Raw genomic sequence first — 15,299 nt, 5'->3', positions numbered from 1 at the left:
TCGGGGCGTCAGTCGGCGATGCCCACCACCAGCCAGATGAACGCCGCGCCCGCGACCGTGCACAGCAGGGTCGAGCGGGCGGGGTGTTCGTGGTGGGCCTCGGGCAGGATCTCGGCGGCGGCCAGGTAGAGCAGCGCGCCGCCGAAGAAGCCGAGATAGGCGCCGAGCAGCTTCTCGGGGATGTTGATGAAGGAGGTCGAGGCCGCGCCCAGCACCGGGGCCGCCGCGTCCGCGAACAGCATCGCCAGTGCCCGGCGGCGGGCGTTCCCGTACAGGCTCGTGATCGTGTACGTGTTGAAGCCGTCCGCGAAGTCATGGGCGATCACCGCCAGGGCGACCGCCACGCCCATGCCGCCGCCCACCTGGAAGGCCGCGCCGATCGCCACGCCGTCCATGGCGCTGTGACCCACCATGGCGGCGGCGGCCGTGAGCCCCACCTCGGGGACCCGGCCGTCGTGCTCCTCGCCGCCGTGTGCCGCCTGGCGTACCGCGAGGAGACGTTCCACCAGATGGGCGGCCAGGAAGCCCGCCACGAACAGCAGCAGCGCGGCCGGTACGCCGAAGATCTCGGTGCCCGCCGCCTCCAGCGCCTCCGGCAGCAGATCCAGACCGACCACACCGAGCATGAGGCCGCCGGCCAGCCCGAGGACCAGATGGCGACGGTCGGTCACCTTCTGGGCCGTCCAGCCGCCGGCCAGCGTCATCAGGAACGCGCCGAGCGCGACGAAGACCGCCATGGGTTCTTCGTATCCGATCAGCCCCCGTTTCCGCACATCCGGCAGTACCTGTAGGAGGACCGATTTCCATGGCCGACACCCCCACCGGCAAGGTGACCTTCGTCGGTGCCGGCCCCGGCGCCGCCGACCTGCTGACGTTCCGTGCCGCACGCGCCATCGCCGAGGCCGACGTCGTGATCTGGGCGGCCAGCCTGGTCCAGGCCGAGGTGCTGGAGCATGCCCGCGAGGGCGCGGAGATCCTCGACTCGGCGACGATGTCGCTGGAGGACGTCGTCGCCGTCTACCGGCGGGCCCGCCAGGACGGCCTTCGGGTCGCCCGCATCCACTCCGGTGACCCCGCTCTCTGGGGCGGTACCCAGGAGCAGCTCGACCGGTGTGCCGAGATCGGTATCGCCACCGAGGTGGTGCCCGGTGTCTCCGCGTTCTCCGCCGTCGCCGCGCTCGCGCAGCGCGAGCTGACCATCCCCGAGGTCGCGCAGTCGGTGGTGCTGACCCGGCTCGGCGGCGGCAAGACGCCGATGCCGCCCGGCGAGGAGGTGCGGGAGTTCGCCAAGCACGGCACCACCATGGCGATCTTCCTGTCGGCGGCGCGCAGCGGTCAGCTGGTGCGGGAGCTGCTGGAGGGCGGGTACCCGACCTCCACGCCCGTCGTCGTCGCCTACCAGGCCACCTGGCCCGAGGAGCTCGTCGTGCGGTGCACGATCGAGACGCTGGAGGAGACGGTGAAGGAGCACAAGCTCTGGAAGCACACCCTCTTCCTGGTCGGGCCCGCGCTCGACGCCGAGGGCACCCGCTCGCACCTGTACCACCCCGGCCACTTCCACGGGTACCGCAAGGCCGACCCGGAGGCCCGCCGGGCCCTGCGCGCGCGGGGTGCGAGTACGTGATCACGGTCTTCGGCACGGGCACGGGGGCGCCGGTCCCCGCCGCCGCGCTGGCCGGGGCCCGGCTGGTGGTGGGCGGCCGGCGTCATCTGGCGTCCGCGCCGGTCCCGGCCGACGCCGAGCAGGTCGTCCTCGGGCCGCTCGCGCCCGCGCTGGACGCCGTCGAGCGGCATCTGAAGCTGCGGAACCCCGTCGTCGTGCTCGCCTCCGGTGATCCCGGGTTCTTCGGGATCGTGCGGGCGCTGGCCGAGCGGTTCGGGGCCGACCGGCTGGAGGTGCGGCCCGGGGTGTCGTCCGTCGCCGCCGCCTTCGCGCGGCTCGGGCTGACGTGGGACGACGCGGTGGTGGTCAGCGCGCACGGGCGGGAGCTGCGGACGGCCGTCAACGTGTGCCGGGCGCGGCCCAAGGTCGCCGTGCTGACCGGGCCCGGGTCCGGGCCGGCCGAGCTCGGCGCCGCGCTGCGCGCCGACGCCCGGGTCCTGGTCGTCGCCTCCGCGCTGGGCTCCGCCGAGGAGCGCGTCGAGCGGGTGACCCCGGCCGAGGCCGCCGCCCGGGACTGGGGGACGTCGGTCAGCGTGGTGCTGTGCCTGGACGAGACGCGGGTGCTCGGCGGCACGGCGCTGACGGTGGCCGGGGCCGGCCCCGGCCCGTCCCGGTGGGCGCTGGACGAGGACGAGTTCGCGCACCGCGACTCGATGATCACCAAGTTCGAGGTACGGGCCCTCGCGCTGGCCCGGCTCGGCCCGCGGCTCGGCGACCACGTCTGGGACATCGGGGCGGGCTCCGGCTCCGTCGCCGTGGAGTGCGCGCGGCTCGGCGCCGCCGTCACCGCCGTCGAGAAGACCCGGGACGGCGTGGAGCGGGTGCGCGCCAACGCGGCGGCGCACGGTGTCGACGTACGGGCCGTGCACGGGGCCGCGCCGACGGTGCTGTCCGATCTCGACGAGCCGGACGCCGTGTTCGTCGGCGGCGGGGGACGTGAGCTGCCCGCGATCGTGACCGCGTGCGCGCGACGGGCGCGGCGGACGGTGGTCGTGGCGATGGCCGCGCTCGACCGGGTGCCGGCCGTGCGCGAGGCGCTGACGGGCGCCGGGTTCTCCTGCGACGGCGTGCTGTTGCAGTCGTCGCGGCTGGCGCCGCTGCCGGGGGATGTCACCCGGCTCGCGGCGACCAATCCTGTTTTTCTGCTGTGGGGGTCCCGGACCCCCGTTTCTCAAGAGGGAGTTGCCCTGTGATCGGCCTCATTTCCGCCACCGCGGCGGGCGCGGCTGCGCGCGACCGGCTGGCCGCCGCGTGGCCGGAGCGGACACGGGTGTACGAGGGTCCCGTCGGGGACGCCGTACGGGCCGCGTTCGCGGAGTGCGAGCAGCTGGTGTGCTTCCTCGCCACGGGTGCCGTGGTGCGGCTGGTCGCGCCGCTGCTCGGCGACAAGGCGTCCGACCCGGGTGTGGTGTGCGTCGACGAGGGCGGGCGGTTCGCCGTGTCGCTGGTCGGCGGGCACGGCGGCGGAGCCAACGAACTCGCCGGTGAGGTGGGTGAGTTGCTGGGTGCGATGCCGGTGGTGACGACGGCGACGGACGCGGTCGGGCTGCCGGGCCTTGACACGCTCGGCTTCCCCGTCGAGGGGGATGTCGCCGCCGTGTCGCGGGCCCTGCTGGACGGTGAACCGGTCGCCCTGGCGGCGGAGTTGGCGTGGCCGCTGCCCGCGCTGAAGGTCACCGCGGAGGGCGCCCGCACCGTGCGGGTCACCGACCGGCTCGTGGCGCCCGCCGAGGGCGAGGTGGTCCTCAGGCCGCCGTCCCTCGTCGTCGGCGTCGGCGCCTCCAGGGGGGCGCCCGTCGAGGAGGTGCTCGGGCTGGTCCGGGACGCCCTCCGGGACGCCGGGCTGTCCGCGCGCTCGGTCGCCGAACTCGCCACCGTCGACGCCAAGGCCGGGGAACCCGGCATCGTGGAGGCGGCGGCTCGGCTGGGCGTCCCCGTGGTGACCCACTCCGCCGAAGAGTTGGCGGCCGTCGAGGTGCCCAACCCCTCCGACGCGCCGCTCGCCGCCGTCGGTACCCCGTCCGTCGCCGAGGCCGCCGCGCTCGCGACCGGCGGCGAACTCCTCGTACCCAAGCGGAAGTCGGAACGTGCGGACGGGCTGCCCGCGATGGCCACCTGTGCCGTCGTACGGCGTCCCGCGCGCGGCCGGCTCGCGGTGGTCGGGCTCGGGCCCGGCGCCCGGGACCTGCTCACCCCGCGCGCGAAGGCCGAACTCCGGCGCGCCTCCGTGCTGGTCGGCCTGGACCAGTACGTCGACCAGATCCGCGACCTGCTGCGGCCCGGCACCGTGATCCTGGAGTCGGGGCTCGGCGCCGAGGAGGAGCGGGCCCGCACGGCCGTGGCGGAGGCCCGCAAGGGGCAGGCCGTGGCGCTGATCGGCAGCGGGGACGCGGGCGTGTACGCCATGGCCTCCCCCGCGCTCGCCGAGGCCTCCGACGACATCGAGGTGGTCGGTGTCCCCGGTGTGACCGCCGCGCTCGCCGCCGCCGCGATCCTGGGCGCCCCGCTGGGCCACGACCACGTGTCCATCAGCCTCTCCGACCTGCACACCCCGTGGGAGGTCATCGAGCGGCGGGTACGGGCGGCGGCCGAGGCGGACATCGTGGTCACCTTCTACAACCCGCGCTCCCGGGGCCGTGACTGGCAGCTGCCCAAGGCGCTGGCGATCCTCGCCGAGCACCGCGAGCCCGCGACACCGGTCGGGGTCGTACGGAACGCGTCGCGGCCGGACGAGTCCAGTCGGCTCACGTCGCTGGGGTCCCTGGATCCGGCGACGGTCGACATGATGACGGTGGTGACCGTCGGCAACACGGCGACCCGTGACATCGCGGGGCGCATGGTGACACCGCGCGGCTACCGCTGGCAGGACGGCTCACTGGAGGACGCCAAGTGAATCGCGTGATCCATCCGATCGAGGAGGAGTCCTACCGGCGGCTGCGGGCCCGTCTGGACACCTCGCACCTCCCGCCGCTGACCCGGGCGGTGGTGGAGCGGGTCATCCACTCCGCCGCCGACCTGGAGTACGCCGACGACCTCGTCATGGACGAGGGCGAACTGGCGAAGGCGCACGCCGCGCTGCACGGCGGGGCGCCCGTCGTCGTGGACGTGGAGATGGTGGCCGCCGGGATCACCCGGCGCGAGACCGTCTGCCGGCTGCGGGACGCCGTCGCCGGGCCGGGCCTGACCCGTTCCGCGCACGCGATCCGGCTCGCCCACGAGCAGGTCGGCCCCGGCGCCCTCTGGGTGATCGGCAACGCGCCGACCGCGCTGGAGGAACTGCTCACCCTGGACGCCGCCCCGGCGCTCGTCATCGGCCTGCCCGTCGGTTTCGTCGGCGCGGTCGAGTCCAAGGCCGCGTTGCGCGAGAGCGGGCTGCCCGCCGTGAGCAACGTGTCCGAGAAGGGCGGGTCGGCCGTCGCCTCGGCCGCGCTCAACGCCCTGCTGTACCACCCCGTTTCCACCGAGGAGAAATCGTGACCACCCCCCAGCCCGCTCTGCTCATCGCCGGCCACGGCACCCGCGACGAGGCCGGGGCCGAGGCGTTCCGTGACTTCGTCCGGGAGCTGGGACGCCGCCACCCCGAACTGCCCGTCGCGGGCGGCTTCATCGAGCTGTCCCCGCCGCCGCTGGGCGAGGCCGTCACCGAGCTGGTGGAGCAGGGCGTACGACGGTTCACCGCCGTGCCGCTCATGCTGGTCTCCGCCGGGCACGCCAAGGGCGACATCCCGGCGGCGCTGGCCCGCGAGAAGGAGCGGCACCCGGGGATCTCGTACACCTACGGGCGTCCCCTGGGCCCGCACCCGTCGCTGCTGAACGTCCTGGAGCGGCGGCTGGAGGAGGCGCTGGGCTCCGGCTCCTCCGCCGGGCGCTCCCCCGGCGACCGCGCGGACGTCACCGTGCTGCTCGTCGGGCGCGGCTCCACCGATCCCGACGCCAACGCCGAGGTGCACAAGGCGGCCCGGCTGCTGTGGGAGGGACGCGGGTACGCGGGCGTGGAGACGGCGTTCGTGTCGCTGGCCGCGCCGGACGTGCCGAGCGGCCTCGACCGCTGCGTGAAGCTGGGCGCGCGGCGGATCGTCGTCCTGCCCTACTTCCTGTTCACCGGCATCCTCCCGGACCGGGTCCGGGAGCAGACCGAGGGCTGGGCGGCCGCGCACCCGGAGGCCGAGGTGCACTGCGCCGACGTGATCGGCCCGGAGCCGGAGCTGCTCGCCCTCGTGATGGAGCGGTACCAGGAAGCGATCAAGGGAGATCTGCGGATGAACTGCGACTCGTGCGTGTACCGCATCGCGCTGCCGGGCTTCGAGGACAAGGTGGGGATGCCGCAGCAGCCGCACTTCCACCCCGACGACGACGGCCACCACCACGGCCACGGCCACGGACACCACCACCACGGCTCCCACTCCCATGCGCACTGACAGACAGGGCACCGGCAGCCACGACCTGCGGCACCACGGTGACGCGGAGGTCCGGGACGACGGGGCGCGGCTCACCGACCTCGCCGTGAACGTCCGCACGGACACGCCCCCGGCGTGGCTGCGGGAGCGGATCGCCGCGTCGCTGGCCGGGCTGGCCGCCTATCCGGACGGCCGGGACGCGCGTGCGGCGGTGGCGGCCCGGCACGGACTGCCGGTGGCGCGGGTGCTGCTGACGGCGGGCGCGGCGGAGGCCTTCGTGCTGCTCGCGCGCGCCCTGAGGGCACGTCAGCCACTGGTGGTGCACCCGCAGTTCACGGAGCCGGAGGCGGCGCTGCGGGACGCGGGGCACCGGGTCGACCGGCTGCTGCTGCGCGCGGAGGACGGCTTCCGCCTGGACCCGGCGGCGGTGCCCGAGGACGCGGACCTGGTGGTGATCGGCAACCCGACCAACCCGACCTCGGTCCTGCACCCGGCGGACACGATCGCCGCACTCGCGCGTCCCGGGCGGACGCTGGTCGTGGACGAGGCGTTCATGGACGCGGTGCCGGGTGAGCGGGAGGCGCTGGCGGGCCGCACGGACGTGCCCGGGCTGGTCGTGCTGCGCAGCCTGACCAAGACCTGGGGTCTGGCCGGGCTGCGCATCGGGTACGTCCTCGCCGCCCCGGAGATGATCGAGGAACTGGAACGGGCCCAGCCGCTGTGGCCGGTGTCCACCCCGGCCCTCGCGGCGGCGCAGGCCTGCGTGGCGCCGCAGGCGCTGGCCGAGGCGGCGCACGCGGCCCACCGCATCGCCGCCGACCGGGCCCATCTCGTCGCCGGGCTGCGGGAGTTCGCCCCGGACGGACTCCGGGTCGCCGAGCCGGCGGAAGGCCCCTTCGTCCTCGTACGCCTGCCTCGCGCGGCCGCCGTGCGCCGGCATCTGCGCGACCTCGGCTTCGCGGTGCGGCGCGGGGACACCTTCCCCGGTCTGGACGAGGAGTGGCTGCGGCTCGCGGTGCGGGACCGGGCGACGGTCAACTCGTTCCTTCAGGCGCTGGACCGGGCGATGGTCCTGTCGCAGCACTGACCGGCGGCACAGGTTCCAGGATGCGGGCGCCGACGCGGGTGAGGCCGCCGGCACCCGCGGGACCGTGCCGGTCGGCTTCCCGGAAGCCGGTCACTGGTGCCGGCCGGCGGCCAACACCCCTGACGGGCAGGGGGCTTGTCGACCGCCGGCCTCGGTCAGGCTACCGCCGGGCGGTCAGCTCCTGCCGCGTCGCGCCACCGCGACCGCTCCCCCGCCCGCGACGAGCAGGGCGATGGCGCCGCCCGCGATGTACGGGGTCATGGAGTTGCCGCCGGTCTCGGCCAGCCCGGCCTCGGCGGGGGCGCCCTGGGGCTTCACCTCACCGACCGGGCTCTGCGAGGGCGCCGCGGAAGCCTGCGCCTGCGGTGCCTCGCAGGTCGCCTTCGCCAGGGTCAGGGTGCCCTCGACCTCGGCCACGTTGAGCTTCAACGGGTTGACGGAGACGGTGAGTTCGAGGGCGGTGGCGGCGGCCGTGCGGGAGGTGGTCTCCCGCTTGGAGAGGTCGAGGCGGACCTCGCCGACGCCCGGGACCTTCACCTCGGTCGGGCCGCCCGCGGTCAGGGAGACCTTCTTGCCGAGGACGGTGACGTCACCGAGCACGTTGGACCGGGCGACCGGGGTCTTCCCGGCCTCGCAGACCGCCTCCGACCTGACCGCGCCGAGCTCGACGACCGAGAGCAGGGGCAGGCCGGGGACATGGAGCTTGGCGTGGGCCAGCTGGGTCGATGCCTCGGCCTTGGCCGCGGTGACGTTCGCCTTCGCGGACGCCACCTCGGCGTTCAGGACACTGAAGGCCCGGCCGTTGTTCACGCCGTTCAACTCGGCCGTCAGCGCGGTCTTCTCGGCGCTCTGCGGCGCCTGCACTTCGTTCAGGGAGACCGCGAGCGGGACGTTCACGGTCTTGTTGAGCAGGGACACGTCGAGCCCGGTACGCAGGACGACGGCGCCGGCGCGGCCCTCGCCGCCGGTGGCGTGCGCTGGGCCCGCGCCGGCCAGGACCGCGGGACCGGCGGCCAGGGCGGTGGCCGTCGCGACGGTCGCGAGACGGCGTGCGGGCATGCGGAAGTTCTTGCCGTTCAAGGTGGGGACCCCTCAGAGGAGACTTGCTCGGGACTCGGCAAGAATTACGCACTGAGAGTGAACAGTCAGCAGTCCCACGGGACTTCACCCCAACGTGGTGCTCCCGTGAACTTTTTCGATTCATACGGCACGGGTGTTCCTCGAAGTCACCCCCGCACCCCCTTCCGTGCGAGCGCGCGGGTTGACGGGGCGGCGCGTGAGCAGGAGTGCAGAACGAGGCGGGGCGGTCGCTGGTTACGCTGCGTCAACGTGACCTAGGCGGCGACCCGGCCGTTGAGGACGACCCGGTGCGGGGCCGCCAGCACGCGTACGTCGGCGCGCGGGTCGGCCTCGTACACCACGAGGTCGGCGGCGGCACCCTCCTCCAGGCCGGGGCGGCCGAGCCACGCCCGGGCCTTCCAGGTGGTCGCCGCGAGCGCCTCGACCGGGGGGATGCCCGCGGCGACCAGTTCCGCGACCTCGGCCGCGGCCAGGCCGTGCGGCAGGGTGCCACCGGCATCGGTGCCGACGTACACCGGGATGCCGGCGTCGTACGCGGAGCGCACGGTGTCGTAGCGCCGCTCGTGGAGCCGCCGCATATGTGCCGACCAGCGCGGGAACTTGCCCTCGCCGGCCGCCGCCAACTGCGGGAAGGTGGCGATGTTGACGAGGGTCGGGACGATCGCCACGCCGTGCTCGACGAAGAGCGGGATGAGGTCCTCGGTCAGCCCGGTGGCGTGCTCGATGCAGTCGATGCCCGCGCCGACCAGGTCCGGGAGGGAGTCCGCGGAGAAGCAGTGGGCGGTGACCCGGACGCCCAGGCGGTGGGCCTCGGCGATGGCGGCGTCCAGTGCCTCGCGCGGCCAGACCGCGGACAGGTCACCGAGGTCACGGTCGATCCAGTCGCCGACCAGCTTGACCCAGCCGTCGCCGCGCCGCGCCTCCTGGGCGACGTACGCGACCAGGTCGTCCGGCTCGATCTCGTGGGCGTAGCCGCGGATGTAGCGGCGGGTGCGGGCGATGTGCCGGCCGGCGCGGATGATCTTCGGCAGGTCGTCGCGGTCGTCGATCCAGCGGGTGTCGGAGGGCGATCCGGCGTCCCGGATCAGCAGCGTGCCGGCCTCGCGGTCGGCCAGCGCCTGCTTCTCGGCGACGTCCTCCGCGACCGGCCCGTGCGGGCCGAGGCCGACATGGCAGTGCGCGTCGACCAGGCCCGGCAGGGCCCAGCCGACGACGGTACGGATGTCACGGGCGCCGACGGGACGGTCGTAGGAGATCCGGCCGTCGACGATCCACAGGTCGTCGCGGACCTCCTCGGGCCCGACCAGGATTCGTCCCTTGACGTGCAGCACCGCGTGATCGCTCATGCCTCGCACCTTAGTAGGGGGCCCGGCGGGTCACTGCTCCCAGGGCGGGGGTCCCTCGAAGGCCAGCATGTGGACGTCGAAGAGGACCGCCTCCCGCACGCCGAGCGCGGGGCCGCCCCGGCGGGCCGCCCAGGTCAGGAAGGCGCGGGGCTCGAAGGAACCGGCGCCGAGGCCCTTGGTGTACTCGGCGTGGGCCGCCAGGGAGGCGATGCCCCGCTCCAGCGGCTCGCCGGTGACGTCCACGCCGTGGGTGGGCCGTTCGGCCCCGGCGAAGCACACGCAGCGGATGCCGCCCCAGGGTTCGAGGCCCTCGTCGGCGAGTTCGGGGAAGATCCAGCGGTTGCCCGCGTCCCGGGCGGCGTCGAGGGCGGCGAGGCCCACCGCGCGGTGGTCGGCCTGGTTGACCACGCCGGCGACCATGCGGACGGTGTACGCCCCGGTCACGAGGATCTCGGGCCGGTGCCGGCGGATCGCCCGGACGATGTCCCGGCGCAGGGCGGGCCCGTACTCGACCACGCCGTCCCGGTGGTCGAGGAACTCCACTGTGTCGACGCCCACTTCACGGGCCCCGGCGCGCTCCTCGGCCTCGCGCAGCGGAGCGGCCCGGTCGGGGTGGAGTCCGTCGATGCCCGCCTCGCCGCGGGTGGCCAGCAGATAGCTGACCTGCTTGCCCTGGGCCGTCCAGCGGGCCACGGCCGAGGCGGTGCCGTACTCGATGTCGTCCGGGTGCGCCGCCACGGCCAGACAGCGTTCCCAGTCCTCCGGCAGCGGCGGCAGCGTGGCGCCGGCGCCGAGACCGCCCGTCTCCTCTTGAGTCGTCATGCCCGAATGATGACGGTTGGCGGTGTGCGGGGGACAGAGGAACGTATGTCCTTCTTCAGGCTTTCTCGCCGCCCACCTGGTCGGACGTCTCCTCCTCCACCTCGGCCATCGCCGGGTCGAGGAGGCGGGAGAGGAAGTGGCGGGTGCGTTCGTGGCTCGGGTTGCCGATGACCCGGGCCGGGTCGCCGTCCTCGACGATCACTCCGCCGTCCATGAAGACGACCCGGTCGGCGACCTCGCGGGCGAAGGTCATCTCGTGGGTGACCACCATCATCGTCATGCCCTCGTTCGCGAGCATCCGCATCACCGCGAGGACGTCCCCCACGAGTTCGGGGTCGAGCGCGGAGGTCGGCTCGTCGAAGAGCATCACCTCGGGCCCCATGGACAGCGCGCGGGCGATCGCGACGCGCTGCTGCTGGCCGCCGGAGAGGGAGGCCGGGTAGGCGCCCGCCTTCTCCGACAGGCCGACGCGTTCCAGGTTCTCGGCGGCCACCTTCGCCGCCTCCGCCTTGCCGCGCCTGAGGACCCGGCGCTGCGGGAGCGTGAGGTTCTCGGTCACGGTGAGGTGCGGGAAGAGGTTGAACTGCTGGAAGACCATGCCGATACGGCGGCGAGCGGCGTCGATGTCGACGTCCGGGTCGGTGAGTTCGGTGCCGCCGACGAAGACCTGGCCCTTGGTGGGCTCTTCGAGGAGGTTCACGCAGCGCAGCAGGGTGGACTTGCCGGAGCCGGACGGGCCGATGACGCAGACGACCTCGCCGCGTCCGATCTCCAGGTCGATGCCCTTGAGGACCTCGTTGTCGCCGAACGACTTGTGCAGGCCCTGGACCTGGATCTCTGCCGTGCTGGTCACTTGACCGCCTCCTGGGCCTTGGCCTCCATACGGCGGACGACGAAGCCGAGCGGGATCGTCACCAGCAGGTAGCACAGGCCGGCGACGAGGATCGGCGTGGAGTTGGCGGTCTGGCTGGCCAGATCGCGGCCGTACTTGGACAGTTCGCGCTCCTCCAGGGTGACGCCGAGGAACAGCACCAGCGAGGAGTCCTTGAAGAGCAGGACGAGTTCGTTGGTGAGCGGCGGCAGGATGATCCGGAACGCCTGCGGGATGATGATCGAGACCATCGCGCGGGCCGGTGAGAAGCCCAGTGAACGGGCGGCCTCCATCTGTCCCTTGGGCACCGCCTGGATGCCCGCGCGGATCGTCTCCGCCATGTACGCCGCCGCCACCAGGCCGAGCGCGAGCGCGACCTTGCCGTAGGTGCCGCCGGGGATCTCGGTCCCCGGGAAGGCGAGCGGCACGGCCACACCGATGAAGATGAAGATGAGCAGGGCGGGCAGCCCGCGGAAGATCTCGATGTACACGCCGGCGAACCAGCGGTACGGGCCCACCGACGACAGCCGCATCAGCGCGATGACCATGCCGAGGACGAGCCCGAAGGCGAAGCCGGACAGCGTGTACAGCACGGTGTTCTTCAGCGCCAGCGTGATGACGTCCGGGAACATCTGCTGCGCGATGTCCCACTGGGCGAACTGGTTCTTCAGCCGGTCCCAGTCCGCCGACACCGCGAAGGCGATCACGGCGCCGACGAACAGGACGTACTGCGCGCCACGCGACAGGCTGCGCTTCTGACGCCGGGTCAGGCCCTTCTTGCGGGGCTGGAGTTGTGTGTCCGTATCGGCCATGGGGTCAGGATGCCGACGCGGACGGGGAGGCGGAGGCCGCCGAGGCGTCGTACGGGCCGATCCACTTCTCGTACAGCTTCTTGTAAGTGCCGTCCGCCTTGGCGTCGGCGAGGGCCTTGTTGACGGCGGCGAGCAGCTTGGTGTTGCCCTTCTTCACCGTGAAGCCGTACTGCTCACCGGTGTTGATCTGCTCGGCGACCGAGAAGGCGGCGGAGTTGGCCTTGTCCTTCAGCCAGCCCTGGACCACCGGGTAGTCGATGACGACGGCCTTGACCTGGCCGGAGCGCAGGCCGTTGAGGACGGCGTCGGAGGACTCGAAGGAGACCGGGTCGAAGCCCTGGCTCTTGGCGTAGTCCTCGCCGGTGGTCTGGGCCTGGGCGCCCAGCTTGACGTCCTTGGACTTCACGTCGGCGAGCGAGGTGATCCCGCTGCCCTTGTCGACGAGCAGGGCCTGGGTGGCCTCGAAGTACGGGTCCGAGAAGTCGACGTTCTTCTTGCGCTCCTCGGTGATGGTCATGCCGGCCGCGGCGAGGTCGCACTCGCCGGAGTTGAGGAAGGCGCCCGTCTTGAAGTTCTCGAAGGGGGTGTCGAGGATCTCCTGCTTCACGCCGAGGTTCTTGGCGACGAGGTCGATCAGCGAGACGTCGAAGCCCTGCACCTTGCCGTCGATCTCCGACTGGAAGGGCGGGTAGGGCAGGTGGGTGCAGGTCGTGAGCTGCCCCGCCTTGACGAGTTCGACACCGCCGGCGGCGGTCTTGGTGCCGCTGCCGCCGTCGTCGTCCGAGGAGCAGCCGGCCACGAGCAGGAGCCCGGCCGTCGCGGTGGTGGCGGCCAGGATGCGGGTCCGGCGCCCGGGGATCGTCTTCACGGGGAGCCTCCTGTCAGGGAACTGTGAGTTCCGATTATAAGGAAAGGTTTGAGTCTCTCAAACCAAAGCGATGGTCGGGAGGCCGTTCAGCCTAAGAAGCACGGGTCGACGGCCGGCGAAGCACCGGCCGGTGGTCGGGGAAGCACCGGGCGGTGGTCGGGGAAGCACCGGGCGGTGGTCGGGCAAGCACCCGTCGGTGGCGGTGGTCGCGGGACGGTTACCCTCGATCACGTCTACCCCAGTGAGCGAAAGAGCACCGCCGTGACGCACCCGTTCCTTGACCTGGCCCCGCTGAGCGCCGCGCACTTCGCGTCGGTCGAGGACCGCGTGGCGCGGCTGCTGAGCACCGAGCAGGACGTCGTGATCATGCAGGGCGAGGCGCTGCTGCCGCTGGAGGGCGCGATCCGCGCGACCGCGGGTCCCGGGACGGTCGCGCTGAACGTGATCACGGGGCCGTACGGGCAGACCTTCGGGGACTGGCTGCGGGACTGCGGGGCGACGGTGATCGACCTCGCAGTGCCCTTCCACACCGCTGTCACGGCCGAGCAGATCCGGGAGGCCCTCGCCGAGCACCCGTCGATCGACTTCGTGTCGCTGGTGCACGCGGAGGCGGCGACCGGCAACACCAACCCGGTGGCCGAGATCGGCGAGGTCGTGCGGGCGCACGGCGCGCTGTTCTACCTGGACGCGGTGGCGTCGATCGGCGCGGAGCCGGTGCTGCCGGACGCGTGGGGCGTCGACCTGTGCGTGATCGGGGCGCAGAAGGCGATGGGCGGCCCCGCGGGGGTGTCGGCGGTGTCGGTGAGCGAGCGGGCGTGGACGCGGATGGCCGCGAATCCGCGGGCTCCCCGGCGGTCGTACCTGTCGCTGCTGGACTGGAAGGAGCGGTGGGTCGACGGCGGCCGGAAGGCGCTCCTGCACGCGCCCGCGCAGTTGGAGATGCTGGCGCTGGAGGCGTGCGTCGAGCGGATCGAGGAGGTCGGGCTCGACGCGGTGATGGCCCGGCACGCGTCGGCTGCCGCGGCCACCCGGGCGGGAGTGCTGGCTCTGGGCGGTGGGCTTGAGCCGTACGTGCACGAGGCACGGGACGCGGCGCCGGTCGCGACGACGCTGCGGGCGCCGGCGGGAGTGGTGGCGTCGGAGCTGGTGGCTCGGGCACTGGCCTCGGACCCGGCGCTGCCGCTGGCCGCGGGTGGGGGTGCGCTGGCCAAGGAGATGATCCGGGTCAACCACTACGGCCCGGACGCGACTCCCGGCGCGGTCCGGGCGAGCCTCGCGGCACTGGGGGCGGCGCTGCGCGAGCGCGGCCTGGACGTGGACGTGGAGCGGGCCCTGCGGGCCGCGGAGAGCGACTGGCGTTAGTCGTCCAGGCGGGCGCGGCCGGGGCCTTCCGGCCGCGCCCGCCTGTCTCCAGGCTTGCCCCGCCCTGCCCCGCCCCGGCACAACGGGCACGCGGATATTTCACGGGAACACATCGACGGGGTTACCGGAGCATAATTCCCGGGTAATTACTGAATTCTTTTGAGTGCAGCTTCCCGTATTCTTCTGCCCGCTTTTCCGCGGCCTAAACGCAAAGATTTCGCGAACGCCAAGAGGGGTAATTCGGGCAGATCTCGTGGGGGTTACATGGGTGTGACGCGTTACACACTCTGACCAATTTGCACCTTTCATGCCGGTCATATCTGGACACATCGCACCACCCTCGCGCAGCCGCCCGCGCCCGCGCGATAACACAGCAAGGTCCACCGCGTAACCCCCGACGGCCATGCATTTTTCATTTTCCCTCGGTAAATTCAATTTGCATGACTGCCTCACCAGCAGACCTGCAAGCCAAGCCGCAGACCGACCTGAAAATCGACCGCCCGTCGGTGACGGACGGTGCCGCATTGTGGCGGATAGCGAGGGACTCGAAGACCCTCGACCTGAACTCGTCGTACAGCTATCTGCTGTGGTGCCGTGACTTCGCCGCCACGTCGGCCGTCGCCCGGGACGAGCGCGGGGAGCCGGTCGGGTTCGTCACCGGCTATGTGCGACCGGACCGTCCGCGCACCCTGCTCGTCTGGCAGGTGGCCGTGGACGACGCCCACCGGGGGCGCGGTGTGGCCGCCGCGCTGCTCGACGGGCTCGTCGCGCGGGTCGGCGGCGAGTACGGCGTCACGAGCGTCGAGACCACCATCACTCCCGGCAACACCGCCTCGGAGCGGTTGTTCGGCGCCTTCGCCGAACGGCACGACGCCGCCCTGGAGCGCGAGGTGCTGTTCCCGACCCGCCTGTTCCCCGACGGGCCGCACGACCCCGAAGTGCTGTACCGCATCGGTCCCCTCTCCCCCTGACCGCACGCGGTCCCCGCACC

15 protein-coding genes are annotated in these 15,299 nt (G+C 72.9%); 8 read left to right on the top strand and 7 right to left on the bottom strand.

What is annotated here, in order from left to right:
* Positions 1-8: 8 nt before the first annotated feature.
* Entirely contained in the window at positions 9-737 is a 729-nt protein-coding gene (locus DI272_RS37480; protein WP_109499626.1) for a ZIP family metal transporter, read from the bottom strand.
* A gap of 68 nt (positions 738-805) precedes the next feature.
* Between DI272_RS37480 and cobM the strand changes: the two genes are divergently transcribed.
* From cobM to cobC, 6 genes are read left to right on the top strand one after another with little or no spacing between them, the layout of a single operon-like run.
* On the top strand, positions 806-1,624 hold the full coding sequence (gene cobM, locus DI272_RS37475) for a precorrin-4 C(11)-methyltransferase (RefSeq protein WP_109499625.1): 819 nt from the start codon (positions 806-808) through the stop codon (positions 1,622-1,624).
* On the top strand, positions 1,621-2,856 hold the full coding sequence (gene cbiE, locus DI272_RS37470; RefSeq protein ID WP_109499624.1) for a precorrin-6y C5,15-methyltransferase (decarboxylating) subunit CbiE: 1,236 nt from the start codon (positions 1,621-1,623) through the stop codon (positions 2,854-2,856). The genes cobM and cbiE overlap by 4 nt, the downstream gene beginning before the upstream one ends.
* A complete protein-coding gene (cobJ, locus tag DI272_RS37465; protein WP_109499623.1) occupies positions 2,853-4,556 on the top strand; it encodes a precorrin-3B C(17)-methyltransferase in 1,704 nt (567 codons plus the stop codon). The genes cbiE and cobJ overlap by 4 nt, the downstream gene beginning before the upstream one ends.
* The gene (locus tag DI272_RS37460; protein WP_109499622.1) at positions 4,553-5,140 is read left to right on the top strand and encodes a precorrin-8X methylmutase; all 588 of its coding nucleotides are present in this window, start codon (positions 4,553-4,555) and stop codon (positions 5,138-5,140) included. Before cobJ ends, DI272_RS37460 begins: the two co-directional genes overlap by 4 nt.
* Positions 5,137-6,081 (top strand): sirohydrochlorin chelatase, encoded by a 945-nt coding sequence (locus DI272_RS37455; protein ID WP_109499621.1) that lies wholly within the window; start codon positions 5,137-5,139, stop codon positions 6,079-6,081. The genes DI272_RS37460 and DI272_RS37455 overlap by 4 nt, the downstream gene beginning before the upstream one ends.
* A complete protein-coding gene (gene cobC, locus DI272_RS37450; RefSeq protein WP_109499620.1) occupies positions 6,071-7,147 on the top strand; it encodes an Rv2231c family pyridoxal phosphate-dependent protein CobC in 1,077 nt (358 codons plus the stop codon). Before DI272_RS37455 ends, cobC begins: the two co-directional genes overlap by 11 nt.
* A 174-nt stretch (positions 7,148-7,321) precedes the next feature.
* Here cobC and DI272_RS37445 read toward each other — a convergent pair whose 3' ends face one another.
* The 6 genes from DI272_RS37445 to DI272_RS37420 form a co-directional block, all read right to left on the bottom strand.
* Positions 7,322-8,227 carry an SCO1860 family LAETG-anchored protein gene (locus DI272_RS37445; RefSeq protein ID WP_109499619.1) on the bottom strand — a complete coding sequence of 302 codons (906 nt, stop codon included), beginning with the start codon at positions 8,225-8,227 and terminating at the stop codon, positions 7,322-7,324.
* Positions 8,228-8,481: 254 nt separating this feature from the next.
* Positions 8,482-9,573, bottom strand: a complete 1,092-nt coding sequence (locus DI272_RS37440; RefSeq protein ID WP_109499618.1) for an amidohydrolase family protein — start codon at positions 9,571-9,573, stop codon at positions 8,482-8,484.
* A gap of 30 nt (positions 9,574-9,603) precedes the next feature.
* On the bottom strand, positions 9,604-10,395 hold the full coding sequence (locus tag DI272_RS37435; RefSeq protein WP_109499617.1) for a PIG-L deacetylase family protein: 792 nt from the start codon (positions 10,393-10,395) through the stop codon (positions 9,604-9,606).
* Positions 10,396-10,450: 55 nt separating this feature from the next.
* The gene (locus DI272_RS37430; protein ID WP_109499616.1) at positions 10,451-11,248 is read right to left on the bottom strand and encodes an amino acid ABC transporter ATP-binding protein; all 798 of its coding nucleotides are present in this window, start codon (positions 11,246-11,248) and stop codon (positions 10,451-10,453) included.
* Complete coding sequence (locus DI272_RS37425) at positions 11,245-12,078, bottom strand: amino acid ABC transporter permease (protein WP_109499615.1); 834 nt, start codon at positions 12,076-12,078, stop codon at positions 11,245-11,247. The genes DI272_RS37430 and DI272_RS37425 overlap by 4 nt, the downstream gene beginning before the upstream one ends.
* Before the next feature lie 4 nt (positions 12,079-12,082).
* Entirely contained in the window at positions 12,083-12,946 is an 864-nt protein-coding gene (locus tag DI272_RS37420) for a transporter substrate-binding domain-containing protein (RefSeq protein WP_109499614.1), read from the bottom strand.
* Positions 12,947-13,207: 261 nt separating this feature from the next.
* On the opposite strand from DI272_RS37420, the gene DI272_RS37415 reads away from it, so the two are divergent.
* Positions 13,208-14,308, top strand: coding sequence for an alanine--glyoxylate aminotransferase family protein (locus tag DI272_RS37415; RefSeq protein WP_109499613.1), 1,101 nt, complete (start codon positions 13,208-13,210; stop codon positions 14,306-14,308).
* 440 nt (positions 14,309-14,748) lie between these two features.
* Positions 14,749-15,279, top strand: a complete 531-nt coding sequence (gene ectA, locus DI272_RS37410; RefSeq protein ID WP_109499612.1) for a diaminobutyrate acetyltransferase — start codon at positions 14,749-14,751, stop codon at positions 15,277-15,279.
* The last annotated feature ends 20 nt before the right edge of the window (positions 15,280-15,299 follow it).

Origin of the sequence: Streptomyces sp. Act143 (assembly GCF_003143935.1) — a bacterium.
GTDB lineage: Bacteria > Actinomycetota > Actinomycetes > Streptomycetales > Streptomycetaceae > Streptomyces.
This window is presented reverse-complemented; position numbering and strand designations above follow the sequence as displayed.